The 24,289-nt window shown below is 68.1% G+C and carries 16 protein-coding genes; 8 read left to right on the top strand and 8 right to left on the bottom strand.

Annotated elements, in window-relative coordinates; translation table 11 throughout:
• Positions 1–10 precede the first annotated feature (10 nt).
• Positions 11–1,165: a VOC family protein gene (locus QHF84_RS46460; protein WP_281320074.1), complete on the top strand. Its 1,155-nt coding sequence runs from the start codon at positions 11–13 to the stop codon at positions 1,163–1,165.
• Positions 1,162–2,322 (top strand): homogentisate 1,2-dioxygenase, encoded by a 1,161-nt coding sequence (locus tag QHF84_RS46455; protein WP_281320073.1) that lies wholly within the window; start codon positions 1,162–1,164, stop codon positions 2,320–2,322. The genes QHF84_RS46460 and QHF84_RS46455 overlap by 4 nt, the downstream gene beginning before the upstream one ends.
• A 6-nt stretch (positions 2,323–2,328) precedes the next feature.
• Here QHF84_RS46455 and QHF84_RS46450 read toward each other — a convergent pair whose 3' ends face one another.
• Positions 2,329–2,931 (bottom strand): Uma2 family endonuclease, encoded by a 603-nt coding sequence (locus QHF84_RS46450; protein WP_281320072.1) that lies wholly within the window; start codon positions 2,929–2,931, stop codon positions 2,329–2,331.
• Positions 2,932–3,072: 141 nt separating this feature from the next.
• Here QHF84_RS46450 and msrB point away from each other — a divergent pair, with 141 nt between their 5' ends.
• A complete protein-coding gene (gene msrB, locus QHF84_RS46445) occupies positions 3,073–3,480 on the top strand; it encodes a peptide-methionine (R)-S-oxide reductase MsrB (protein ID WP_281320071.1) in 408 nt (135 codons plus the stop codon).
• A 246-nt stretch (positions 3,481–3,726) separates the two neighbouring features.
• Complete coding sequence (locus QHF84_RS46440) at positions 3,727–4,395, top strand: hypothetical protein (RefSeq protein WP_281320070.1); 669 nt, start codon at positions 3,727–3,729, stop codon at positions 4,393–4,395.
• A gap of 129 nt (positions 4,396–4,524) precedes the next feature.
• Here QHF84_RS46440 and QHF84_RS46435 read toward each other — a convergent pair whose 3' ends face one another.
• A complete protein-coding gene (locus tag QHF84_RS46435; protein ID WP_281320069.1) occupies positions 4,525–5,688 on the bottom strand; it encodes a hypothetical protein in 1,164 nt (387 codons plus the stop codon).
• A 319-nt stretch (positions 5,689–6,007) separates the two neighbouring features.
• Between QHF84_RS46435 and QHF84_RS46430 the strand changes: the two genes are divergently transcribed.
• Complete coding sequence (locus tag QHF84_RS46430) at positions 6,008–7,759, top strand: DUF2169 domain-containing protein (protein ID WP_281320068.1); 1,752 nt, start codon at positions 6,008–6,010, stop codon at positions 7,757–7,759.
• An 8-nt stretch (positions 7,760–7,767) separates the two neighbouring features.
• On the opposite strand, the gene QHF84_RS46425 is transcribed toward QHF84_RS46430, so the two are convergent.
• Positions 7,768–8,376, bottom strand: coding sequence for a hypothetical protein (locus tag QHF84_RS46425; protein WP_281320067.1), 609 nt, complete (start codon positions 8,374–8,376; stop codon positions 7,768–7,770).
• Between the two features lie 35 nt (positions 8,377–8,411).
• On the opposite strand from QHF84_RS46425, the gene QHF84_RS46420 reads away from it, so the two are divergent.
• Entirely contained in the window at positions 8,412–9,554 is a 1,143-nt protein-coding gene (locus tag QHF84_RS46420) for a DUF2169 domain-containing protein (protein WP_281320066.1), read from the top strand.
• 16 nt (positions 9,555–9,570) lie between these two features.
• Here the strand turns inward: QHF84_RS46420 and QHF84_RS46415 are convergent, their stop codons facing one another.
• From QHF84_RS46415 to tssI, 4 genes are read right to left on the bottom strand one after another with little or no spacing between them, the layout of a single operon-like run.
• Positions 9,571–10,104 carry a hypothetical protein gene (locus QHF84_RS46415; protein ID WP_281320065.1) on the bottom strand — a complete coding sequence of 178 codons (534 nt, stop codon included), beginning with the start codon at positions 10,102–10,104 and terminating at the stop codon, positions 9,571–9,573.
• A gap of 5 nt (positions 10,105–10,109) precedes the next feature.
• Entirely contained in the window at positions 10,110–14,342 is a 4,233-nt protein-coding gene (locus QHF84_RS46410; protein ID WP_281320064.1) for a DUF6531 domain-containing protein, read from the bottom strand.
• 6 nt (positions 14,343–14,348) lie between these two features.
• On the bottom strand, positions 14,349–15,350 hold the full coding sequence (locus QHF84_RS46405) for a DUF2169 domain-containing protein (protein ID WP_281320063.1): 1,002 nt from the start codon (positions 15,348–15,350) through the stop codon (positions 14,349–14,351).
• 6 nt (positions 15,351–15,356) lie between these two features.
• Positions 15,357–17,987 (bottom strand): type VI secretion system tip protein TssI/VgrG, encoded by a 2,631-nt coding sequence (tssI, locus tag QHF84_RS46400; protein ID WP_281320062.1) that lies wholly within the window; start codon positions 17,985–17,987, stop codon positions 15,357–15,359.
• A 275-nt stretch (positions 17,988–18,262) separates the two neighbouring features.
• On the opposite strand from tssI, the gene QHF84_RS46395 reads away from it, so the two are divergent.
• Positions 18,263–21,949, top strand: coding sequence for an IPT/TIG domain-containing protein (locus QHF84_RS46395; protein ID WP_281320061.1), 3,687 nt, complete (start codon positions 18,263–18,265; stop codon positions 21,947–21,949).
• On the opposite strand, the gene QHF84_RS46390 is transcribed toward QHF84_RS46395, so the two are convergent.
• On the bottom strand, positions 21,909–23,441 hold the full coding sequence (locus tag QHF84_RS46390) for a right-handed parallel beta-helix repeat-containing protein (RefSeq protein ID WP_281320060.1): 1,533 nt from the start codon (positions 23,439–23,441) through the stop codon (positions 21,909–21,911). The two genes, QHF84_RS46395 and QHF84_RS46390, sit on opposite strands and share 41 nt — an antisense overlap.
• 326 nt (positions 23,442–23,767) lie before the next feature.
• On the opposite strand from QHF84_RS46390, the gene QHF84_RS46385 reads away from it, so the two are divergent.
• The gene (locus QHF84_RS46385; protein WP_281320059.1) at positions 23,768–24,175 is read left to right on the top strand and encodes a YkgJ family cysteine cluster protein; all 408 of its coding nucleotides are present in this window, start codon (positions 23,768–23,770) and stop codon (positions 24,173–24,175) included.
• Positions 24,176–24,289: the final 114 nt, after the last annotated feature.

Here is a 24,289-nt window from a genome sequence, read left to right as displayed (position 1 = left end):
CATCGAGATCATGTCGAAGGTGGAATCCATCGGGATCAAGCGCATCGAGGCGCTTCACTACTACGTCCGCGACCTCGAGCGGAGCCGCAAGTTCTACACGGAGAAGCTCGATTTCGAGGAGATCGCCCATTCGAGCCCCGACCTCGAGGAGGCGGCCAAGCAGCGCTCGGTCGTCTTCCGGGCCGGCGAATGCATCGTCATGTGCTCGCAGCCGCTCGGCGAGGGCGGGCGGGCGTGGCGGTACCTCCGCAAGCACCCGGACGGCGTCGGCACGCTCATCTTCGAGGTCGAGGACATCGAGCGCGCGTTCCGCCTGCTCGACGGGCGCGGCGGCACCCCGATCGACGAGATCACGCGCGTGAAGGAGGACGGCGGCGAGTTCGCCTCGTTCTCGATCACGTCGCCCTTCGGCGACACGACGTTCCGCTTCGTCGAGCGCAAGAACTATCGCAAGCTCTTCCCGGGCGCGGTGCATTACGACATCCCGCGCGGGGGCAAGAACACGCTCGGCTTCACCCATTTCGATCACATCACGACGAACTTCCAGACGATGGCGCCCGCGCTGCTCTGGATGGAGCACGTGCTCGGCTTCGAGCGGTTCTGGGAGATCCAGTTCCACACCGAGGACGTCAAGAAGGGCGGCGATCACGGCTCGGGGCTGCGCTCGGCCGTCATGTGGGATCCGGGCTCGGGCGTGAAGTTCGCGAACAACGAGCCGTACCGGCCGTATTTCAAGAGCTCGCAGATCAACATCTTCAACGAGGAGCACCGCGGCGACGGCGTGCAGCACGCGGCGATCGCGGTGAAGGACATCCTCACCTCCGTGAAGCACATGCGCGAGCGCGGCATCCAGTTCATGCCCACGCCGGGCTCGTATTACGACGCGCTCCCGGCGCGCCTGAAATCGCTCGGCGTCCAGCAGATCGACGAGGACGTGAACGTGCTGCGCGACCTCGAAATCCTCGTCGACGGCGAGGCCGAGGGCAAATACCTGCTCCAGATCTTCCTCAAGGAGTCGGCCGGGACGCACGGGGATCCGGACGCCGGGCCGTTCTTCTACGAGATCATCCAGCGCAAGGGCGATCGAGGCTTCGGCGGCGGCAACTTCCGCGCTCTGTTCGAGAGCATCGAGCGGCAGCAGAAGACGGAAGGCAAGGTCGCATGATCGAGCGCCTCGCCTTCGGGGAGCTTTCGCCGAAGCACCACACGGTGCTCCGCGACGCGAAGGGCGCCCTCCGCTGGGAGGAATGCCTGACGCGTCGCGGGTTCGACGGGCCCTACACCATCGCGTATCACGAGCGGCGCCCGCACGAGCACCGCGTCGCGCCCGCCGAGCACGGGTTTGCGCTCCCGGCGCCGGCCCCGCAGCGCCCCCTGGCGAAGCGCCATTATCGATCGACCTCGGTCCCGACCCCGAGCGGCCCGCAGATCGACGGGCGCGTCCCCTTGCTCTACAACGGCGACGTCGTCATCGGCATCGCCCGCCCGGACGCGCCCGATCCCGTTTATTTCTCGAACGCGGACGCCGACGAGCTCTTCTACGTCTTCGAGGGCAGCGGCCTTCTGCGCACGATGCTCGGCGATCTCCGGTACGAAAAAGACGATTACATCTACGTGCCGCGGGGCCTCTTCTATCGCTTCATCCCCGACGCGGGGCTGCAATCGTGGCTCTGCCTCGAGGCGATGGGCGGGATCCACATCCCGTCGAAATGGCGCAACGACGTCGGGCAGCTCCGCATGGACGCGCCCTACAGCCACCGCGATTTCAAGAAGCCTGCGTTCGTCGGGCCCATGGACGAGGGGATCCGCAAGCTCGTGGTCAAGCGCGACGGCGGCTTCCATGGCTTCTCCATGGCGCATTCGCCGCTCGACGTCGTCGGCTGGGACGGCACGGTGTATCCGTTCGTCTTCCCGATCCTGAACTTCCAGCCGCGCGCGGGCCTCGTGCACCTGCCGCCCGACTGGCACGGCACGTTCGCGGCGCGCGGCGCGCTCGTCTGCAGCTTCGTCCCGCGCGTGGTCGATTTCCACCCGCAGGCGATCCCCTGCCCGTACCCGCATTCGTCGTACGACTGCGACGAGTTCATCTTTTATTGCCGCGGCAACTTCACCTCGCGCCGCGGCGTCGGTCCGGGCAGCATTTCCCACCACCCGGCGGGCATCCCGCACGGCCCGCACCCGGGCTCCTACGAGGCCAGCATCGGCACGAAGGAGACGAGCGAGCTCGCGGTCATGCTCGACACGTTCGAGCCCTTGCTCCCGACCGAGGCCGCGCTCGGCGCCGAGGATCCGGGCTATCAGGACAGCTTCATCGAGGGCTGAGCCCGCTCAGGGCTCGTTCCCCTGGCCCTCCGGCTCCGGCGCGAACCGGTCGACGCCTGCGTACACGTCGGCGAGCCGGATCGTGCAGCCGAGCGCGGAGAGCTCCACGCTCCCCTCGTCCCCCGTGGCCTCGGTGAGCAACCATTGCCCCGTGGGCAGCTTCTTGTAATGCTCGATCCGCCGTTCGTCCTGGTACACGAGCACGTACTCCTCCAGCGAGGGGATCATGCGATAATGGGAGAACTTGGACGTCTGGTCGTGCCGCGCCGTCGTCGGCGAGAGGACTTCCACGATGACGCGGGGGTTCAAGAGGTTCTCGCGGTGCTTCGCGTGAAACTGCGGCGCGCCGCAGACGACCACGACGTCGGGGTAGGTGTAGAGCCCCGTCGCCTCGACGTAGACGCGTTGGTCACTCGTCAGGACGGCGCAGGGACCTCCACGAAGGGCGACGCCGAGCGAGACGATCATGTTCGCGCAGAGCGCGTTGTGCCTGGCCGATGCGCCGGCCATCGCCGTGATCACGCCGCGGCAGAACTCGTGCTTGGTGGGGCTCTTGCGCTCGCGCTCGATGTACTCGTCCTCGGTCACGAGGGGCATCTTGGCAGCCATGGCGTCGCTCCTCCATCGGCAGGGGCCTCCTAGCCGCTACAGCCTCCCCTGAGGCCCGTCAAGCGCTCCACCTCCCGCGTTCGTGCGCGGGGCTCGAACGACGCCGCGCCTCGCGCTAGGATACGCGGCGGAGGACCTTTCATGTCGAGCCAACCCGAGCGCGAGGATCCCTACCGCGAGCGCCTCTCCCCCGAGCAATACCGCGTCAGCCGATGCGGCGGCACCGAGCGGGCCTTCACGGGCAAGTACTGGAACCACAAGGCCGACGGGCGCTACGTTTGCGTCTGCTGTGGCGAGCCGCTCTTCGATTCGACCACGAAATACGACTCCGGCAGCGGCTGGCCGAGCTACTGGGCCCCGATCTCGAAGGGCACCGTCAAGGAGATCGAAGACACGAGCCACGGCATGTTCCGCACCGAGGTCCGCTGCGCGAAATGCGACGCCCACCTCGGCCACGTCTTCCCGGACGGCCCGCAGCCGACCGGCATGCGGTACTGCATCAACTCGGCCTCGCTCGATTTCGCGCCCCGGGAGAAGGCGGGGGGCTAAGGCTCCCACAAAAGCGCGAGCAGCCGCTTTTCGCTGTCGCGCTCCTCGTGCCCTCTCCGCGATGTGGAGCCGCGTCAGCGACGTGGCAACGCCGAGCCTACCACCACACCCCCGCCCCCCGCGTGACACTGTGCCAGCATCAGGCACACGCAGGCACACCATGCCGGCACACCTGGCACACACCCTCGTAAACCCATGAAATGACCTGCGCTTCTGCTTGGCACGAAACGTGTCTTATGAGTGGGCATGAACCTCAAGCGCCTTCCCTTCTTCCTCCTCCCCGTCCTCCTCGCCGCGTGCGGCAATTACGTCGTCCAGGGTGGCGGCGATGAAAAAAATGCCCACGAAGGCACCGGCGGCGACGGCGGCACGGGCGGCACGGGCGGCACGGGCGGCACGGGCGGCAATACGAGCTCCAGCGGCTCGAATCCCGATCCGGGCCTCATCGCCGTCGCCCTCACCCGCGCGCAGCTCGACGTCCTCTGGGACGAATACTGGGCCAACCATGATCCCAGCGGCAGCAGCTCCAGCACGGGCGGCGGCCCGGAGCTGAACCCGAACGATCTTTTCCTTCGTGTCTCGGACCTCGGCGCCTCCTGCGATTCGCCCACCACGGACCTGACCTGCGGTGGTCATTGGCAGCTCAGCATCGCGCTTCCCCCGGAGCTGCAGCAGGTGGGCGTCTACGACCTCGACAGCCCCGAGCTCCTCGCGTACAGCTACATGTCCGAGACCGGCGAGCAGAATTCGCCGAGCCCCGAGGATTGCCCGTGGGGCGGCGGCTCGCTCGGCCCGGGGACGCTGGAGATCCTCTCGATCGACGAGAACGAAGTTCATTTCCGGGTCGAGCTCGATGCCTGGAGCACGAATCCCAGCGGCGAATACATCGCGCCGCGTTGCCCCGTCGCTCCCTGAATGGATCGATCTTCGCGCGGAACGCCTGACGTCAGCGCGGCGTGATCACCATCGGCAGCCCATTCTCGATACCTCGGGGTTTTCCCAGAACTCCGGATGCCGGTGCGTGTAGTACGTCGTCGTTTCGACTCAGCGCGGCGAAAGGCAAGCCAGGATCGCGTCCCTCGAGAGCGTCACGGCGCTCTCGGGCGGGCTCCCGGCCGATTGCACGAGAGCCTCGTCGAGCCTCGCATAACAATCAGCGCCCACGCGCTCCGGCCCGAAGGACGCCACGTATACGATGCCCGCCGCGAGGATCTCGGCCTCCTCTGCCGGGAGCGCCACGGTCCGATAACCCGAGGTGTCGCTCCAGTACCCATCCACCCAGACGAGCTCGCCGGGGACCCACGCCCCCTCGACCCAGTGGCCCTCGATCCACGTATCCACCCATTGCCCCGGATCGCAGACCGTTTCGTAGATGTCGGTACACTCCTCGTACGAATGCGCTGGCTCGCATTGGGTCTCGTAGTACCCCGTGCTCACCCACTCGTCGGTCCACTCCACGCAGTTGCCTTCGTCATCGTACCCGGAGCAGTACGTCTCCCAGTATCCATCGTCGATCCACACGTCGTAGCAGGTCTCCTCGACCCAGTACGTGTCGCACTCCGTGTCGACGTATTCGTCGCGACAGGAGCCATCCTGCCAGACGGACTCGTAATACCCGTCGATCCAGAGCTCTTCGTAATACCCCTCCGTGCGGACCCAGGCGCCCTCGACCCAGGTGCCACTTTCGACCCAGACGTCCTGATAAGCGTGCTCCGATTCGGTGAGCACGAGGTAAAGCGACTCCCAGACGAGCTCTCCCGTGGGCTCCATCCGCGCGTCGGTGAAGCCCATGTCGCGGACGGTGCGGTTCCAGGCAGCGATGGCCGTGGTGTCGCTCCGAAGCACCCTGTCCGCGGCGTGTTCGAACATGTCCACCCGGCTCTGCTCGGAGCCGACGATCGGCGCCATGACATCCGCGGAGAGCAGCCCGATCGAGAGGAAGGCTTCGACCTTTTCCCAAGTGGCTCCGACGGCCACGACCTCGTTCGGCCCGGGCCCCTCGTCCACGCGACGCGCGAACTCGACGTCGAGCGTATGCGCCTTCTCGTCGAGCGAGCCCCGCGACATCGTGTCGTCGATCATCCGATCGAACTCGGCGAAAAAACCCGCGCTGTGCTCGACCGGCGGGAGCTCTCGATCCCCCGATCCGAAGAAGCAGCCGCCGAGAAAGGGGACCATCAGCAACGGGAGTGATCGAAGCAAAGGCATGGTGGCTCCTCGAGAGGCATCGGCCCCGCAACATGGGACCCTACGCTCGCGAGGATATCACGGCTCCGCGCGGCCGCGTAATGCGCCGTCCGGACGATATGTTTCAGGCGCACCCCAGAAAACGAGATATGTCGCGACGCTCCTCTCTCCAACCTTTTGCTCTATCGGCGCGCGTCGTCGCGCGGTTCATCGTCGTCCTCGTTGCAGCGCTCGCAGCGGCTGGCTGCACCAGCGATACCGGAGAAGTCTCCAGTGGAAACGGAGCCGGCAAGTCGAACGGCAGCTTCATGACGGTGCCGCATCGCGGTAAGCTGCGCCCATGAATGTCGTGTCGTTCTGCGTCCTGCGCGCCTCCTTGTTCCCCTGGCAGCCGCGACGGGACGCGCACGCCGTCACGGTGATCTGCAAGGCGACCTTCGAGCTCGCGCCCGGCGAGTCGCCGCTCGCCGTGAAACGAGAGGCCGTCTGGGATACGAAGAGCCCCGCGAGCGACATGGCCCCGTTCAAACGAAGGGCCGATGTGCTCGTGCTCGGGCGCGCCCATCCGCCGAAGCCGCCCGCCGTCGGCGCGCCCGCCGCGCTCGTCGCGCAGCTCGGCGTGGGGACCTTGCAGAAGGCGATCGAGGTCCGCGCGGATCGCGGCTGGGTCGCGGAGGGCTTCGGCCCCGTCGCGCCGACGTCGCCTGCGCGTCTTTCGCTCCTCGGAAAACACGCGGCGAGCTGGGATCCCGGCACCTGGAACACGAAGCCGCTGCCCGAGGACGTGGACGGCGCGTACTTCAACCTCGCGCCCGCCGATCAGCAGCTCGCGAACCTCGCGGGGGACGAGCCGATCGTGCTCGTGAACCTGCACCCGTCGTATCCGCGGCTCGAAACGAAGCTCACCCGCGTCGTCCCGCGCGTGACCGTGGAACGCATGGGTGGGCCGCCGCAGGAGGTGCGGCTGCGCTGTGACACGTTGACCATCGACACGGACCGGCAGATCGCGATGCTGGTGTGGCGCGGCGTGATCTTGCTCGCGCATGCGGCGGAGGTCGGGCTCGTCGCGGTCTCGATGGAGGGCGCGGGGCCGATCGCCGGAGGCGACGTGGAGGCGACGATTCCGCTCGCGACGTCGGCGGGGAAAAACGCGCCGCAGGCGCCCGTGCTCCCGTTCGTCGCGGGAGGGCCGGGGCTGCCGAGCATCGCGATCCGCGACGAGGCCCCGCGCGCTTCACCTCCGCCGAAGGACGAGGACGAGGGATCGGGCCCGCGAACGTTGACCCACGTCCCCGCCCTGGCAGCGTCGAAGCCGGCAACGCCGTTCGAGCCGACGAAGCGCCCGGCGCCGGTGGAGGTGACCTCGGAGGCGCCCGATACGAAGCCGCTCGACGTCCCGGCGAAGGAGGAGCGGACGAACGTGCCGCCGATGCCCTTCGACGTGCCCCCGCCGGCGCTCTTCGGCATCGTGGGGAAAGTCGAAATCGAGGCCGCGCCGACGACGGCGCGGGCCGTGGAAAAACCCGCGATGCTCGGCCCCCTCGCGAAGAGCGAACCTACGCCCGCGGAAACCCCCGCCGCGGCCGCAGCGGCCAGCATCGAGCCTGCGCCGACCACGGAGCCGGCGGGCAAGCTGAAGGCGGCGCCGGCCGAGCCCGAGCCGGAGGCGCCGATCGAGCTCACGATCGAGCAGACCGCGGCCATCGCCGCCGAGATCGCCGAAGGGAAAAAGGATCGCGCGAAGGTGCTCGAGGCGCACGGCCTACGCGAGCGCTCGTGGCGCAAGAACGAGCGACGCTGGGCCGACGCGATCGAGGCGGAGTCGGCGCGCGGGACACACAAGCTGCGCGAGGCCTACGACGCGGCGTACGTGGCGAAGGTGGAGTCCTTCCGCGGCCCGATCACGCTGGAGGCGTTCACGCGCCTGCTCGTCGCGATCGAACGTGGCAAGGCGAACGAGGTGCTCGACGCGTTGCGGATCCAGCGCCCCGCGCTCATGCCGATCGTGCGGCTGTGGACCCGGAAGGTGGCGACGGACATGAAGCTCGGGGACGCGGCGAACGACGCGCTCCGGGCCGCGCGGCGGGCGTGAGGCGCGCCTCAGGGCTCCGGGATGCGGAACGGGCCGAGGCCGGGGACACCGATCTCGTGGGTCCGCTCCGCCGCGGCGGCGAGCCGCTTGGCTTGCCGCGCGTGGTGTTCTTCCCAGGTGAGGGGCATGGGCGGTTCGTCCGAGTTGAGCCGCACGCGCTCGCCGGTGATGGAGACGTCGTCGTTCGCCTTGACGACCACGCCGCCGGGCGCGGCCTCGATGCTCACCTCGCGGGCGCGCTCGATGGACGCCTTGCCGACCTCGCGGATCGCGCTGCCGCGCGTGCGCTCGTGCAGGCTCCCGCCGACGTCGAGCGTGGCGTCGCCGGACGTCTGGATCGCGAGGGTGTCGCTCTTCAGGGCGAGGTGCTTCTGGGCGGCGATCTCCAGGGAGACCGCGGAGAGCGAGAGGACGGGCCCCTCGTCGGTCAGGCGAAGCGAGAGGACGAGGTTTCCGTCGGCCGAGCGGACCTTGATGTGCTCTTCGCGGCCCGTCTCTTCGATTTCGATCGATCGTCCGGAGGCGAGCCCGATCGTGCGCGCCGGCGCGGCGAGCGTCTCGCCTCGCGTGGACGCGAGGGCCGCGGGCGGAGCGTTTTTTTCGGCGTCGTCCTTCACGGGGCCATGATAACCGAGTTCGGGGAACGGGTGGCATGACGAGCACGCAGGCAGTCGCGAACGCGAAGAGCACGGACGGCAAGTTGTGGCTCGTCTGCGTGGCGAAACGGGCTTACTCGTTCGGCGGGGGCAAGCTCAGGCTCGCGGACGAGCAGGTGCCGGTGCGGAGGGAGCCGGACCTCGAGGTCGGCGACGACGGCCGCATGCGCGGGCTCCGGGACGACATGGACCTCTTCCCGCCGAAGGTCGCGACCGACGTGATCGTGACGGGGCGGGCGTATGCGCCGGGTGGGAAAGCGCGCGAGGCGGCGGTGCGGGTGGCGGTCGGGAAAAACGCGCGCGTGCTCCGGGTGCTCGGGGAGCGGCGGGCGGAGGTCTCGATCGACGGAGCGGTGCGGTTCTCGGATCCGGCGCCTTTCGAGAGCGTGCCGCTCGCGTGGGATCTCGCGTATGGCGGGTACGACGCGTACGCGCACGACGAGCTTTGCCCGCCGAAGCGGCGGAACGGGCGGAGGATCGAGCCTTCGCCGCGGCAAGAGGGCGTCTTCGCGTACCCGCGGAACAAGGTGGGGCGGGCTTATTTCATCGACGTGGACCGGGATCGGGCGGATGGGGCGTTGCTCCCGCAGATCGAGGATCCAGGCGACCCGCTGACGCCGTCGCGGTTTTTCGTGCCACACTGGAAGAAGTGGCTGGATCAGCCGATGCCTGCGGGGATCGGGTGGGTGCCGCACACGTGGTATCCGCGGATGATGCGGCTCATGGGCGGGTTTCTGGAGCACGATCCGGCGACGAAGCCGATCCGGGAGATGCAATTCGCGGACGGCGAGGATCTCGCGGGTCCGTTCCGGAAAAACGAGGTTTTACCGCGTGGGCTGCAGGGGGCGGCGCCGGGGATGGCGGTGGAGCGATTGCGCGGGGACGAGACGGTGATCTTGCAGGGGCTCGTCGAAGGGCAAGCGGAAACGAGGTTTGCCCTGCCGGGGGAGCGGCCGCGGATCGAGGTGATGCCGCCGGGCAGCCCGAAGGTATTCACGCCGGAGACGGTGCTGCAATCGGTGCGGGTGGATGCGGAGGCGAGGCGGGTCGTGATGACGTGGGCGGGGGTGGTGCGGGTGATGGCTGCGATGGACGCGGCACAGCTCACCCAAACCAAGTTGATCAGCAAGTGGATCTGAAGCGACGTCCCGGGAGCTATTCCTTGTGGCCCGATTCCGGTCGCCAGTGATATCGGGCCGGGTTGCGGACGTATTCGCCCACCGAAATGTACTGTTCCGGCGGAAGCTCCAGAGAAACAGGCCCGCTGGCGTACAACTCGAGATGACAGGCGGCCTGCGGCCAGGCGAGCCCGCAATCCATGCAGTACCTGGCCAACGCCCCCTTGGTTTGGTCCTCCCTCCACGACCTGGTCAAGGTGATCGTATTTCCTCGACACGAGCGAGCAAATTCGCCAGGACAATCAGGGTCGTACAGGCTCGCCTCGAATCGGCCTCCACGGACCATGGCAAACCTCAAGATGGCGAGACCTGCCACGTACAGGTCCCCCGCGACCGCCGCATCGGCTGGGGCCGGCACGGAAGGCCACGCCGGGTCGTCCGGGCAGGCGAGCAACGTCAGTCCCCAGACCTGAAATTCGACCGTCTCGGGGAGTATCCAGCTCGGCTCGAAAAGGACCGTGGCCTCGGTGAAATCGACCCTGTCGAACCTATCGGCTGTGAGATCGAGCATCGCAATCACCCGCCGCCGCAGGGCTTCCTGTAGATACGAGTCCTGGAGTTGTCGGTTTTCAGCGGCCTTCCATCCGTCAGTTTTTGTTGTCCGAAGTCGTGTTCGGGGATCATGCTTCTTTCTTCGACGAACTCGAACCCGCCCTCTTGGGCCAGCGCATCCAGGCGCTGATTGGCATACTTGTTGGACGGTGAGCCCGTAACATAAAGCGTGCCACCTGGCTTCGTGACCCGAGCGACCTCTGCACTGGCGGGGTTGAAGCCGTAGGGATTGATCGCGTGCACCTCGTCGAACGTGGCGTCGGCGAAGGGGAGGCCATTTGCGACGCCGCCGTCGCCGAATTTCACGTCCGGATGCCCGGGGTTGATATCGACGTTCTCCGCTCCCACCATCGGGTTGTCTCCGGCGGCGATGTTCAGCTTGGTCGTGAGCCCCAGGGGATCGACGACGTGGGTCGGACTGCCATCCAGCGCATACGCGTTCACGCCGCCACGCAGCCCCTTGGGATCCGCGCTGCACCACCGGCCGACATCGGGGTCGAAGTACCGGAACCTCGTGCAATGAAGGCCCGTTTCTTCGTCCTCGTATTGACCGAGGAGCCGGAACGGTGATTGCACGGTCCGTGGGTGTCGATCCGTACGATCGGCGTCGCGGTACGTGTTTGTCACCCGCCCCCACGACGAATGCTCCGCCGACCACGCGATCCGCCCCTCCCGGTCGATCAGCTCCTTCGGTACCCCCACCTGATCGACGACGTAACTGAACACCTCCCCCCGCTCCGACTGGAGCAGCGGCACGAACGTGCCTGGTGCATGGATGAAGCAGCGTTTGCCGTGCCGGTCATCGATGTCCTGCGCCAGGACATCCCCATCCCAGACGAAATCGACGGCGTATCGCCGTTCTCCGTATTCGTCGTGAATCTCCTTCCGCATCCGCCGGCCGAACGAGTCATACGTGAAGAGCACCCGCTCGCCCGACGGTAGAACGACCTCGCGCAGCCGATCCCGTGCATCCCAGCGATACGTGGTCCGCTGGCCCGCTTCTTCCTTCGATACCCGACGCCCCCGCCGATCGTACGAATACTTCGCGCGATCCGTGCGGAGCAGCAAGTTCCCCTTGCCAATCTCCCACGGCTCGGCCTCGTCCGCCTGCGCCGGGTTCGCCTCCAGCCCGTCGAGCATCCTCTGGATCGACCCCGCCGCATCATACGCAAACACCTCGCGGAGGCTGCCCCGCTGCGCCTCCACGAGCTGCCCGACCGGATCATATCGATACGCCGTCGCGCCCCACCGCGCATCCTCGACGAGCTTCGCCCGCCCCAGCGCGTCGTATTGCCAGAGCCGCTGCACCACCGCCTGCGGCACGCCGCCGCCCGGTCTCCGCGCCTCGACACGTTGCTCGATGATCCGATCCCTCGAGTCGTATTCGCTCCGGATCGAATACCTCCCCGCGCCGTCTCGCCGCGCCGTCTCCCGCCCGAGTACGTCGCGATCGAACTTGATCTCGTGGCCGTCGTGCGAAACGCCGGCGAGGTTCCCGGGCGCGTCGTACCGATACCGCGTGGTCGCGCCGTCCGGCATCACGCGGGCTGTCCTTCGGCCATGCGCGTCGAGCTCGTACCGGATCCGCTTTCCGTCCTGGATCTCGGCCACGACGCGGCCGAAGCGGTCCCGCTCGAACACCGTGACGACCCGCTTCCCGTCCTGCTCCAAGACCGCGCCGAGGATCCGGCCCTGGTGATCCCGCTCGAACGAGATCGGGCCGTCCGTCGTATCCTCGCGGCGCACGTTGCCGAGCCGGTCGTGTTCGAAGGCGCGATGGCTGCGATCCGGATAATCGATCCGCCCGAGCCTCCCCGCCTTCGTGTACCCGTATTTCAGCACCCGCCCGTCGAACGTGGCCTCCTCGACCACCCTCCCTGCCCCGTCGTAAACGAATTCGTACTTCTCGCTGCGCGGATTCTCGATGCAGCGGAGCTTCTCTCCGGCAGAATACTTGAACCGAAAGGTCTGCCCGTCCGGCTGCACGAGCTTCGTGAGCACGCCCGTCCCGCCGTACTCCATCTGCGTGACCTGCCCCGACGCGTCGACCACGCGGATCGGATTGCCGAGCGGATCGTACGCCGATTGCGTGCTCGTGCCGTCCGGCCTCCGCACGGAAAGGGGTTGCCCCAGGCGATCATACTCCACCGCCGTGAAGCGCCCGAGGGCGTCGGTTCGCCGCACGGGCCGGCCGAGAACGTCGTGCTCGTACGTCGTCCGGGCGCCACGCGCGTCGACCTCGGCCACGACGTTGTGCTGCGCGTCGTGCGTGATCTCCACGAGGATCCCCTCGTCCCCGCTCACGCACGTGAGGCGCCCCTTTTCGTCGTACCCGAGCGAATACCGGACGCCCGTGGGATACTCGACCCGCTGCAGCGCGCCGAACACGTCCCGCGAAAACCGCGTCGTGAGCTCGTCCGGACCGACCCGCAACACCGCGAGATCGTCGTCGTACTCCCACCGGGTCACGTTCCCCGCGGGATCGACCTCCTCGACCTTGTTCCCCCTCTCGTCGTACCGGTACCGCGTCGCCTCGCCGGCGCCGTTCGTCTTGCCAACCAGGTAATTGTGCGCGTCGTATTCCCACGTGCCGATCAGGGTCCCGTCGGGCGTCTCCTCCCGGACGACGAGCCCCGACTCGTTCCAGTGAAGGATCCTCGGCTCCTCGTTCCCCTCGACCCGTGTGATTCGTTTTTCCAGGTCGTACGTGAGGACCAGCGTGTGCAGCCCCTCGTCCCCCCACGTCTTCTTGCAACGCCCGGTCTCCGGATCGTACGCATAATGAAAACTCACGCCGTTCTTCAGCGTGGTCTTCACCATCCGGTGATCCTCGTCGTACGCGTACCGCTCCGTTTGCCCGAGCGCGTCCGTCACGCTCTCGAGCTCCCCCATCTTCGCGTAGGTGTAATCGACCCACTGCTCGAACGAATCACCGACCCAGACCTCGAGCCGCGCGATACGCCCGCCGTGCGTCGTCTTCACGCGCACCTCGCGGCCGGCCGTATCGATCACCCGGCGCAGGCGGCCGTTCGTGTATTCGAGCTCGATGGAGTTTCCGTACGCGTCCCGGATCGACTGGAGAAGCGCCTTTTCGCCCGGCGCCTCGGGGGCGAAATGCCGCACGAGCCGCGTCTTGTGGCTCGTCACCTCGAACGCCCCGCCTTCGAGCGCCCGGAGCGTCAGCCGATCCATCCGGTGGAACGCGCGCTCGCCCACGCGGAGCGCGCGGAAATACACGTCGCGCCCCTCCTCGCTGCGCAGCGAGAGCAGCCCGTCGTCCGTGCGCTCGATCCATTGGTCGAAATCGTGCGCCCAGCCGCCGCGGCCGAGCGAGGTCCGCCGGAGCGCGCGTTTCGACGAATAGTGCCTCTTCCATTCGAACGGAATGGCCCCGGGCAAGACCAGATCGACCTTTCGATCGACGACGTCTCCGCTCGTCAGATCCACGGGGTGCCCGCCTTCGCAACGCACCTCGTCGCAGAGATCGGAGGCTTGCCCGTCCGCGTTCTTCGCCGCGCCCTCCGCCGCCTCCCCGGCCACCTCGTCGCTCTGTTTGGCCGCGGATTCGAGCCCCTCGCCGAGCACCTCGTCCGCGTTTTTCGCGACCCCCTCCACGGCCTCGTCTGCCTTCTTGAAGAACGGGGCAATGAGTCTGTCGCCGAACTTCTTGAGCGCCGCGCCGCCGACGTTCATGACGACCTCGAACGCGAGATCGATCACGAGGTCGACCGCGAGCGAGACCGCGCCCATGAGGAAATCCATCACGGTGGGCGTCGTCTGCACCGTGCCCGGGTCCTCGACGAGCGACGTCGGCCATTTGCCGTACTCCCAGCAATCGGCGTTGAGCGACATCGCTCCGCCGATCACGCAACACGTCGCCTGCTCCCCGCAGATCTGGACGGCGCCCCGCGGCAGCCAGCATTTGTGCGAGCCGAAGAGGATGTGCAGCGGCGTCATCAGATCGAGCGGGCTCGGGAAGATGCCGATGTGCGGCCACAATTTCGAGGGCTCGTGCCCGTGCGTCACCGACGGCACGCCATTGAACATCACCGTCGGCTTCTGCTTGTCGCCCATCGAGAGCGGGTGCAGAAGGTTCAGCTTGAAGAACCACGTCGGCACGAACGGCCAGTGGATTCCATTGTGCCCATCGATCCCGACGAGCAGCCATCCCGCATCGGTGTGGAAATTGTTCGCCATGGCCGCTCACCCCTTCGGGAAAAACTCGCTCGGCGAGAGCACCGCCCGCCGCTCCTCGAATTGCACGAGGCCGTACGTCGCCTTGGCCCGGAAGAGGAACCGCGCTTCACACGCCTCGGCGTCGATGTCGACCGCGTCGAGCCGCGGCACGATCGTCTCGCGCATGTTCCCGACCGACATCGCGATCACGACCGGCGATCGTGGCACCACGAACGCGAGCACCGAGCCTCCGGGGCGCATTCCTGCGAGCACGATCTCGGTCCCTGCGCCGATCGTGTCGAACGTCATTCGCGGCGCCGCGCGGCTGCCGAGCTTGCGGACGCCCGTCATGTCGAGCTCTTGCCCCTTCACCACGTGTTTCGCCCGCATGCCGCCCCAGAGCGGATACGGCGCGAAACAGACGGGCTCGGGGTGATCGTCCCAGGAGCGCACGAGCGCCGCGGGATCTTCGAGCTGCGGGAGCGGCTGATTCTCGGCGCGCGCCTCGTCCGTGTAAAACCCCTTGCCGTCGAAGTTCAGCGGATACCCCGACTCGTGCTCCGGGACGAACGCCTCCTCCCCGTCCATCTCGACGACCGCCGCGGGCGCCTTCGTCACGCCGCCGTACGCATTCTCCCAGCTCATCGCCACCCGCTCGAAGGGGATCGGCGAGCTCGACGCGAGCCCCCCGAGCGCGCCCCGCTGCCAGACCCGCGTCCCGAACACATGAATGTGCAGGTCTGACGAACCCACGCGCAGCGACGCCGTGGCCTCCCGCGCGCGGTCGCCCCGGCGCGGATACACGAAGCCCGTCGCGCACACGGACGTGACCTCCTTCGAGAACATGGCGTCGTGCGGTACCTTCGACCGCGCGTCGAGCAGGAGCGGCCGTTGCCCGGGGACGAGCTCGAGCCCGCCCGGCGCGATCCGGTACGTGATCGCGCAGAGGAACAGCGCCGTGATCCGATCGTCCTCCTCGCCGTTCGGAACAATCGCCGCCGGCAGCGGAGTCTCGTTGACGAATTTCATGCGCGCTCAGTTCAGCTTGATCAGCCCGGCCGTCACGTTCACCGCGCCGCCGCCGTCGATGTCGACCGGCGAGCCCTTCACGCTCACCGTGCCGCCGTTGATGCTGATCGCGCCGCCGTTGATCGTGATCGTGCCCGCGGTGATCACCAGGCTCGCCGTATTGATCTGCGTGAAGGCGGCCCCGTTCAGGGTGAGCATCGTGGTCTCGACCGTCGCCATTGCTGCGGCGTTCACCGTGAGGACCGTCGATTTCAACGCTTGCGTGCCGTCCGCCTTGATCTCCTGCGCCGGCGCCTCGATCTTCTGGCTCGCCCCCGATTTGAGCCCCTGCGGCCCCGTCACCTCGATCGTCTGCTCGCCCCCGATCTGCGCTTTCTGATTCCCCGCGACCGTGATGTCCTGCGTCGCGCCGTAGTTCTCCGTCTGCGCGCCCGTCACGTGGACGTCCTGCGTGCCCGTCACCGTGAGCTTGTCGTTGCTCGAAATGGTCGATTCTCGGTTGCCCGTGACCGTCTCGGTGTGATTGCCCGCCACGGTGACCGACTGGTTCGCGCCGACGTCGACCGACCGATTCGCGCCGACGCTGACCGACTGGTTCGCGCCGACGTTCATGTTCTGGTTCGCGCCGACCGTGACCGACTCGTTGCCCCCCACCACCTCGGCGTTGTTCCCGCCCGCCATCGTGGTCCGGTTCGAGCCCGTCATCTCGTTGCGATCCACGCCCGCGGTCGACGCGCTGTTGTTCCCCACCTTCTCGGTCCGATCATTGCCGGCGTCCGAGTTCCAGTTGAACGGCGTGTGCATCTTGATTTGCTCATTGCCCGCCGTATCGTCGAACGTGAGCTCGTTGAAGGCCCCCGAGGACGGGCTCGACATCGTCTTGAACGTGCTCACCGTGGGCGCTCCGCCCGGCGGCCGGTTCTTCCCGTTGTACACGCGCCCCACGATGATCGGCCGATCCGGATCTCCCTCCTCGAAATCGACGATCGCCTCCACCCCGACCCGCGGATGAAATACCGCGCCCTCGCCGACGCCCGCGAACACCTGATTCACGCGCACCCAGCACGACGTCGGCTCCTTCGCGTGCCGCGCCGTGTCCGTGTCCCAGTGAAACTTCAGGCGGACGCAGCCGATCTCGGCGCCCGGGGGCCCTCCCACGTGGATCTCTGCTCCCTTCGTGCTCGGCTCCGCCGTGACGAAGGCCGTCTGCGAACCGTGAATGCGCGGCTTCGGCGTCACGCGCGCCGGGCGGAACCTCGACTCCGCCACGGAGCCATTCTTCCCGCGCCGCGCGCATTCGAACGTCACGACATACGGCACGCCCGAGAGCGGCATCGCCGTCGCCACGCTCGGCGGCAACACGCCCGCTTGCTCGGCGCGGACCTCGATCTTCGTGACCAGGTATTCGCCCTCGTAGCGTGATTGCGGGTGTTCGAGCGCGAAGATGCTGCCCGCCGCGATCGTGCGGCACGAGCTCTCGCCGACGGCGTAACTCGCCTCCACCTCCAGCCGATCGAGCGTCGCCGCCGCGAGCGGTTTGCCCATGGCCGGCGTCTCCGTGTAGCGCCCCGGATACTCGTGGTAGACGAGGTCCGCGCTCGCCGGCCGCGCCGGCTCGGCGACGGCCATGTCGAGCGTGGGTTGTTTCCAGTTGTAATCGAGGAGCGAGACCTTGCGCGGGCGCATGCGCGCCCCGAGCTTCATCGACTGCACCGCGCGGCCCACGATGCCGGGGCCGAGCGGCTCGAACGGGTCGAGGCGCGTGCGGCCCGCGTCGTTGTCCGAGAGGACGAGCAGGCAAACCCCGTCGCCGTTCTCGTAATGGAACGAGATACCCTCCTCCTCCAGAAGCCGACAAACGAAGGCGAAATCGCTCTCGTTGTACTGGACGCAATACCCGCGCGTGGCCACCTCGTCGATGCGCGAGGCATCCGCGATACGCCACGTGTACCGCTCCATCGCCGGCGAGAAACTCAGATCGTCGCCGCCGTCGGGCTGCGCGTTTGCCCCGACCGCGAGCGTGAGCTCCGGATCGCCTTGCAAGACCGCGTCGATGATCTGCCGCGTGGTCTTCTCCAAAAAGATGCGGCAACGCATGCGGTGCATCGCGCGCGTGAGCGGGGGCGCGAGCACGAGGCGATAGAGCATGCCCCCCGGCACGGGCCCGAGCTCCTCGGCCTCGACGACGATGCCGTGCACGACGCGAAACGAAGGCAACGTCGTCGTGGCGATCCGCAACGTCGCGCGTGCTTGAATGAGCTCGTCCGGATCGAGCTCGGGCGCGGGCTCGCGGGCGAGGGCCGTGATTTCATAACGATACAGGCTCGAGAGGGCCTCGGTCCCGCGCACGGACACGACACGCAGGTGGCTCCACGGCCCCTGCGGCCCGGCCGCGTTTTCCCAGGCGAACGTGAGGTCGGTCCCACCCAGCGCGCCGCCGCCCCCGCCCAGGCCCGCCGCGCCCGCGCGGCTCGCGAGCTCCTCGAACGCCGCGCCGCCCTTCGCCTGGAATGCGCTCACGGCTTTCTCGGCCACGCGTGACGTGATCGCCTTCTCCTCGAAGATCGGCAGCTCCGGCTCGCGCAGGCCGCCGGCCATCTGTGTGGGGTCCCCTCCCGGGCGTTTGACGAACGACATTCTTCTTCTCCCCCGGGTCCACACGAAGCCGCCCGGACGTGTGGGCGCATCCTAAACTCCCTACGTGTACAAAGGAAGAGGAGGACAGCCGCAAGCCGACCGACTCGCTGGCATTGCGGGATTCCCAGCGCTGTCGTCGCTCCTTATGTACCGCGACGCCCACCACTCATCCAGCGACACGAGAATCATCCCCCACAGCCATCCTCCCCCTTCTGCCGCGAGCGCCTCCCCTCTATCCTCCTCGATCTTCCCTTCCGCCACAGGAGGAGCACGCCATGCGTTCCCGCGCGAAAAGCCGACTCTCGCTCGCGTTCCTGATCAGCCTCCCGCTCGCCGCCTTGGCGACGGGTTGCTCCGACGACGCGCCCTCGACCTCCGGCACGACGAACCCCGCCGGCAGCGGCGGCGCGGGCGGCGTCGGAGGCATGGGCGGGAGCGGCGGCGACGCCGGCATGGGCGGGAGCGGCGGCAGCGGCGGCGCGGGCGGACAGGAAGAAATGCGCGGCCCGGTCTCGTTCACCACGATGCCCGTGCTCACCGCGCGCGTCGGCGACCCCTACCTCTACGCGTCGCAGGCCGTTCAGGAAAAAGCCCTGCCCGGCGACACGATCACCTACTCGCTCGCGACGAAGCCCGACGGCATGCAGGTCGACGCCGCCACGGGCGAGGTCACATGGACACCCTCCGCGGGCCAGGAAGGGCCGCAGGCCGTCTCGCTCGTGGCCACGGGCCCCGACGGGCAAAGCGCGAAACAGGACTACACGATCGAGGCCGAGCCCTCCTTCGGCGTCGCCGGCATCCACCCGGCCGCGGGCAGCGCCGCGGGCGGCGAGATGGTCACGATCAGCGGCTACGGCTTCCTCGGCTCCGTCGCCGTCCTCTTCGGCAACATCCCCGCGGCCGACGTCATGGTCCTCGACGACGCCACCCTCAGCGTCACCACACCCCCCGCCGTCGCGAACACGCGCGTCGTCACGGTCAAGATCGACGGCTTCCCGCCGGCCACCTTCTCCCCGGGTTTCACCCACCTGCCCGTCGCCGGTTCGACCGACGTCACGCAGGCCAAACTCTCCTCCACGCTGAAGGTCCAGGGCCTCGGCTTCGACCCCGCGTCCGTCGACACGAACCAGCTCGCGATCCCGGGCCGCAGCGGCACGCGCCGCAAGATCGTCACGAACCAGGCGAACCCCGGTGACCTCGCCTTCGCGCTCGGCGTCGGCAACTCCGAGTCCACGCTCGCGACCGGCGCCATCGCCATCGAGGTCAACGGCCTGCGCTCCAACTGGCTCCCGCTCACGATCACCGACGCGTCGATCCCCGCCGAGCTCGCGGTCACCGGCGTCGACGCGCCCCACGCGCCCGGCGAAACCATGACCCTCACCGGCGCCGGCTTCGTCGGCCTGCAGCCCCAGGACCTCACCGTCACGTTCGCCGGCGCCGCCGCGCCTGCGCCCGTCACCTCGATCAACGCCGCCGGCACGCAGGTCGTCGTGACCGTCCCCGCGGACGCCGTCACCGGCCCGGTGAACCTCGCCGCACCGGGGCGAATGCCGGCGCGGAGCTACGTCGCGGCCACGATCACCGGCACCACGCCCGTCCTCTCCGTGCTCGACACGACCCCGGCCGGCGGCGCTCCCGGCAGCGCGCTCGTCCTCCGCGGCACGGGTTTTTCCGCGAACGCCGCGATGAACAAGGTCACCTTCGACGGCGTGCAAGCCGTCGTCCTCTCCGCCGAGCCCGATCGGCTCGTCGCGGAAGTCCCGGCCGTCGACTTCGGCCCGGCCGAGATCCTCATCGATTCGGCCGGACAAACCACGAACGCCGGCGTCTTCGGCGTCTCGGGTGATTACGACATCCTCGCCGGCGGCGGCCCCGAGGAGACCGAGATCGGCGACGGCGCCGATCCGCTCCTCGCCTCGATCGAAGGTGGGTTCGTCACGACGGACGCGGCCAACAACTATTACGTTGCCGATCGCAAGCGCGTCCGCGTCATCAACGACGGCGCTTCGCCCGTCACGATGTTCGGCAAGACGATCCAGCCGAAGACCATCCAGACCGTCGCGCAGGCGCCCGAGGGCGTCGTCGCCGTCGCGATCCACCCCGTCACCCAGGACGCGTATTTCGCCAGCGGCTTCCGCATCTTCCGGGCCAAGCGCACCGACGGCACCGTCACGCCGTACGCCGGCACCGCGTCGAGCGGCAACGGCGGCAACGGCGGCAATCGCCTGAGCGCGAGCTTCAACGGCATCAGCGACCTCGCCTTCACGGCCGACGGCGCCATCCTGCTCGTCGCGGACAACAGCAACGGCACGATCCGCGCGATCAATACCACGGGCACGGCCACCACGGCCTGGGGCGTCACGCTCGCGGCCGACGCGGTCGATCAGATCGCGAACATCGGCGTCGTCAATCCGCTCACCGTCACGCTCGACGCCGAGGGCAGCATCTACACCGCGACCTCCCTCCAGCTCCGCAAGATCCCCGCGAACCGCCCGCCGGTCGGCGATCCGATGTACGTCGAGAGCTTGCACCTCGCGGGGAGCGGCAACAATTCGAGCCTGCCCGCCGAGGGTTGCCCTGCGATCACCACGCCGCTCGGCATCAACAGCGGCGCCATCGTCGATCCGGTCCGCGGCGACCTCTTCGTCGGCAGCCGCCACGGCCTCGTCCGCCGCATCCGCCCGACCGGCGGGGCCTCGCCGACGACGCTCGACGAAAACGACTGCATCGATTTCGTGGCCGGGAGCTGGGACATCGGCAAGGCCATCCCCAACGCTGGATACACGGGTGACGGCGGCCCCGCGAAGAGCGCCGCGTTCGCGCTCTTCTCGCGCCCGTTCGTCGATCGCAACGGCTCGCTCCTCGTGCTCGCCGAGGGCCGCCTGCGCCGCGTCCTCTTCGACGCCGCCGGCAATCCGGGGCTCGTCGAGACCGTCGCCGGCACGGGCCCGACCAAGCTCGACAACCTGCCCGGGCTCTCGCTCCGCGCCCTGAACAGCCTGAGCTCCATCCGCGTCGACGCGGCGAACAACCGCTACGTCTACACCTCGGACGCGCGTGTCGTGGCCCAGGATCGCACGACGAACCTGCTCACGCCCCTCGCCGGCACGGGCTACACCGGCAACACCATCGGCCCGAACGGCATGGCGCTCGCCTCCGATCTCGCCACCCTGCGCGGCATCGAGCTCGCGGGCGGCGCGATGTACCTCCTCGAGGCGAGCCTGCCGCGCGTCTCGAAGGTCGACCTCGCGACGGGCATGCTCTCCGTCGTCGCCGGCGACGGCCGCGCCGCCACGACCGCCGAACAGCAGGCCGCGGGCCTCGCCGCCGCTGCACGCGTCGCCATCAACACCGGCGCGGGCAAGGCCACGATCGGCCCGAGCGGCGCGCTCTACTTCGCCGACGCGAACTACCTCCGCATCATCAACGTCACGAACCAGGCCATCACCACCTTCGGCGTCACGCTCCAACCCGGTTACATCGACGACCTCCCGCTGAGCCTCGGCCCGAACATCAGCGGCATCGCCTTCGCGCCGAACGGCGACCTCTACGTCGCCTCGTACGATTCCAACGCCGTCCGCCGCATCCCCGCCGCGGGCCCCTTCACCGCGGAAAACGTCATCCCGGGCGACAGCCAGCGTTATGGTGTCGCCAAGCCCGGCGCCCTCTCCGACCTGCGCCTCAACCGCCCGAGCGACATCACGTTCCTCCCGACGGGCGAGCTCGTGATCGCGAACGACTTCGGCCACACGCTCGTCGTCGTCGAGCCCGACGCGAATGGCGTGATCGGGCCTTCGAGCCTCTTTGCGCACGTCTTCGGCAGCGGCGCGCCGGGCCGCCTCGCGACCTCTGGCGCGCCGCCCCTCTCCGTCACGCCGCGCGGCGTCCGTGCCGTCACTGCGGACGGCACGGACCTCGTCCTCATCGCTGGTGAGCGCGTGGTCCGACTGGCAATGCCTTGATCCCGTGCGACTCCCCGGGCCCCACCTCGCAGGCCCCGATGCTGTGCTCCTTCTCCCGCCGCAAGCGTGATTTCCCCATGAAATCCTGGTGCTCGTCCACCGCATCCGCCGTCGCCGCCCGTGCCGCCGGAGACGCGGGCAAGAGCGTGTAATCGCCCCGCGCCGGATCCACGAAGAGCCGCGTCAGCGGCAGCGAAAGCGAATGCCCGTCCTTGCCGGCCTGCTTTCGCCACTCCGACAGCGACCGCACCTGCTCTCCGATCGCCACCCGATCGAGGACGTTCCCGTCGCTCTCCACGAGCTTCGCGTCCTTCTCCGTCACGAGCTCGAGCCCCGCGCGGCGCGAATCCCGGTGATACAGGATGTTGTTCCGCACCACGTTCGGCCCTGCGCTCAATCGAACCTGCAGCGCGCTCCGCGCTCCCTCGGGCATCACCACCGTGTTGTGCACGATCGAGAGCCCCTTCGGCCCGAAACGACCGTCCCCGTCCTCCTCCGCGTCCTGCTCGCTTCCATCCGCGTCGCCGAACGCCACGATGCCCGACGCGGCATTGTCGTAGAGCACGTTCCCCTGGACGATCGAGTCCTGCACGCCGTCGAGGTTGATCCCCGCGCCTTTTCGCTTCTTGTTGTTCGCGAGCAGGCCGGCGCCATTGCCGATGATCAGGTTCCGCTCGATGGTGGCGCCGGTCACGAGCCCGTCGGCCACGCCATCGTAAAAGCTCTTGCCGGACTTGTCGATCTCGGGCCGCTCGCGCATGTCGGCGTTGATCTGCAGGCCGCAGCCGTCGTTGTCGCGCAGCACGTTCGCCCGGACCACGGGCCTATCGCCGCTGTTCGACAGATAGATCCCGTGCTCGCGCCGGCTCCGCCGGACCTCGTTGTTCTCGACCCGGAGGTCGTCCGCGAACGACGAGACGATCCCCCAGCGGCCGTTGTCGACGTACGTCCCGTTCCGGATCACCACGTTCGTCCCGTAAAACACCGCCACCGAGGCCCGCGGCGCGCCGTACGACGAGATCCCGTCGAGGACGACGTGGTGCGATCTCTTCAGGATGATGTTGTCCCGACAAGCGTTCTTGTTCTTGCAATCGGGATCCGGCCGGACGAGCGCGCGCTTGCCGATCGCGAAGATCGTGATGGGCCGGCCGGGCTCGCCGCGCAGCCCGTCCACCGTGAACCGCGAATACTCCCCGTCTTCCACGAGCAGCACGTCGCCGGGCGCCGTCGCCAAGGAAATGCCTCGCTGGATTTCCCGGCACGGCTTGCCGTCCGAGCAATCGTTCGCGTCGCTCCCGAGCGGCGAGACCCGGAATCGCCGCCCGCCCTGCGGCGGCAGAGGCCTCGTCGTCGCGGGCCCGATCGATGCCAGGTTCTGCATGCGCGGCGGCGCGGACGCCGCCTCGCTCGACTCGCCGTGATCACCGGGCGAGGCCGAGCGCGAGCACGCAAGGAGCAAGACAAGCGGAGCGGCGCCCAAGAAAATGCGCATCACAGCACCTCCGCGTGAGTCCTCGAAAGGTAGCGCCCGCATTCGACCCCGTCACGACGAATTGCGAGACAACGCACAAAGCTAGCCGTCCAGGACGCGCGGGAGAGCACTCCGGACGGGGTGGGTTCGTCCGGACTGCGTGAATTCGCTCACGTCGTCTGCTTGGACGAACCCCTTGGACGCTCGGGGGCTACGCTCGGACAAGCCGAGCTACGCCTCAAACCCCCTCAGACCCCCTCGACCCGCGCCTTCGATGCGCCTAGACTCGCGCCGCCTCGTCGCGGGACGCGGCATCCATCCAATTCCAACTCTCCCTGGAGTCAGCCGTGGCCGCCGGACGAACGCGCGTTCAATACGATTGCACCAAATGCGTGGCATTTTGCTGCTCCATCTACGAGCGCGTCGAGGTGACGGCTCGCGACGTCAAGCGGCTCGCCGCCCATTTCGGCGTCACGCCCGAGGTCGCCGAGAAGCGCTTCACCGTGCACCGCTTCGGCGGCCGCATCCTCCGCCGCAAGAAAGATCCTTTCTTCGGCAAGGCTTGCAAATTCCTCCACCCCGAGACCCGCGGCTGCACCATCTACGAAGGCCGCCCCCAGGCCTGCCGCGAATACCCCGGCAAGAGCCGCTGCGGCTACTACGACGTCCTCCAATTCGAACGCGAAATCCAGAACGACCCCACCATCGTCCCCATCGTCCGCCTCACCTTCAAGAAACAGCTCGCGGCCCGCTGAACCGGGCGCGATCCACTGCTGCCGCAGGATGCCCGGCCACCGCGCACGGGCCGCGGCGGGCCCGGTCACGACGAGCCCCTCCCACCGCCGCGAATCTACACTGCCGGCGTCATT

Source organism: Polyangium sp. y55x31, from assembly GCF_029946505.1.
Classification (GTDB): Bacteria; Myxococcota_A; Polyangia; order Polyangiales; family Polyangiaceae; genus Polyangium.
The sequence above is the reverse complement of the archived record's forward strand: the minus strand, read 5'-3'. Positions and strand labels throughout refer to the sequence as shown.

Excerpts from the sequence above, each read along its gene's own strand:
- QHF84_RS46460 (WP_281320074.1), top strand. The coding sequence starts at position 11 with ATGTCGAAGGTGGAATCCATCGGGATCAAGCGCATCGAGGCGCTTCAC.
- QHF84_RS46455 (WP_281320073.1), top strand. The coding sequence starts at position 1,162 with ATGATCGAGCGCCTCGCCTTCGGGGAGCTTTCGCCGAAGCACCACACG.
- QHF84_RS46450 (WP_281320072.1), bottom strand. The coding sequence starts at position 2,931 with ATGGCTGCCAAGATGCCCCTCGTGACCGAGGACGAGTACATCGAGCGC.
- msrB (WP_281320071.1), top strand. The coding sequence starts at position 3,073 with ATGTCGAGCCAACCCGAGCGCGAGGATCCCTACCGCGAGCGCCTCTCC.
- QHF84_RS46440 (WP_281320070.1), top strand. The coding sequence starts at position 3,727 with ATGAACCTCAAGCGCCTTCCCTTCTTCCTCCTCCCCGTCCTCCTCGCC.
- QHF84_RS46435 (WP_281320069.1), bottom strand. The coding sequence starts at position 5,688 with ATGCCTTTGCTTCGATCACTCCCGTTGCTGATGGTCCCCTTTCTCGGC.
- QHF84_RS46430 (WP_281320068.1), top strand. The coding sequence starts at position 6,008 with ATGAATGTCGTGTCGTTCTGCGTCCTGCGCGCCTCCTTGTTCCCCTGG.
- QHF84_RS46420 (WP_281320066.1), top strand. The coding sequence starts at position 8,412 with ATGACGAGCACGCAGGCAGTCGCGAACGCGAAGAGCACGGACGGCAAG.
- QHF84_RS46415 (WP_281320065.1), bottom strand. The coding sequence starts at position 10,104 with ATGCTCGATCTCACAGCCGATAGGTTCGACAGGGTCGATTTCACCGAG.
- QHF84_RS46410 (WP_281320064.1), bottom strand. The coding sequence starts at position 14,342 with ATGGCGAACAATTTCCACACCGATGCGGGATGGCTGCTCGTCGGGATC.
- QHF84_RS46405 (WP_281320063.1), bottom strand. The coding sequence starts at position 15,350 with ATGAAATTCGTCAACGAGACTCCGCTGCCGGCGGCGATTGTTCCGAAC.
- tssI (WP_281320062.1), bottom strand. The coding sequence starts at position 17,987 with ATGTCGTTCGTCAAACGCCCGGGAGGGGACCCCACACAGATGGCCGGC.
- QHF84_RS46395 (WP_281320061.1), top strand. The coding sequence starts at position 18,263 with ATGCGTTCCCGCGCGAAAAGCCGACTCTCGCTCGCGTTCCTGATCAGC.
- QHF84_RS46390 (WP_281320060.1), bottom strand. The coding sequence starts at position 23,441 with ATGCGCATTTTCTTGGGCGCCGCTCCGCTTGTCTTGCTCCTTGCGTGC.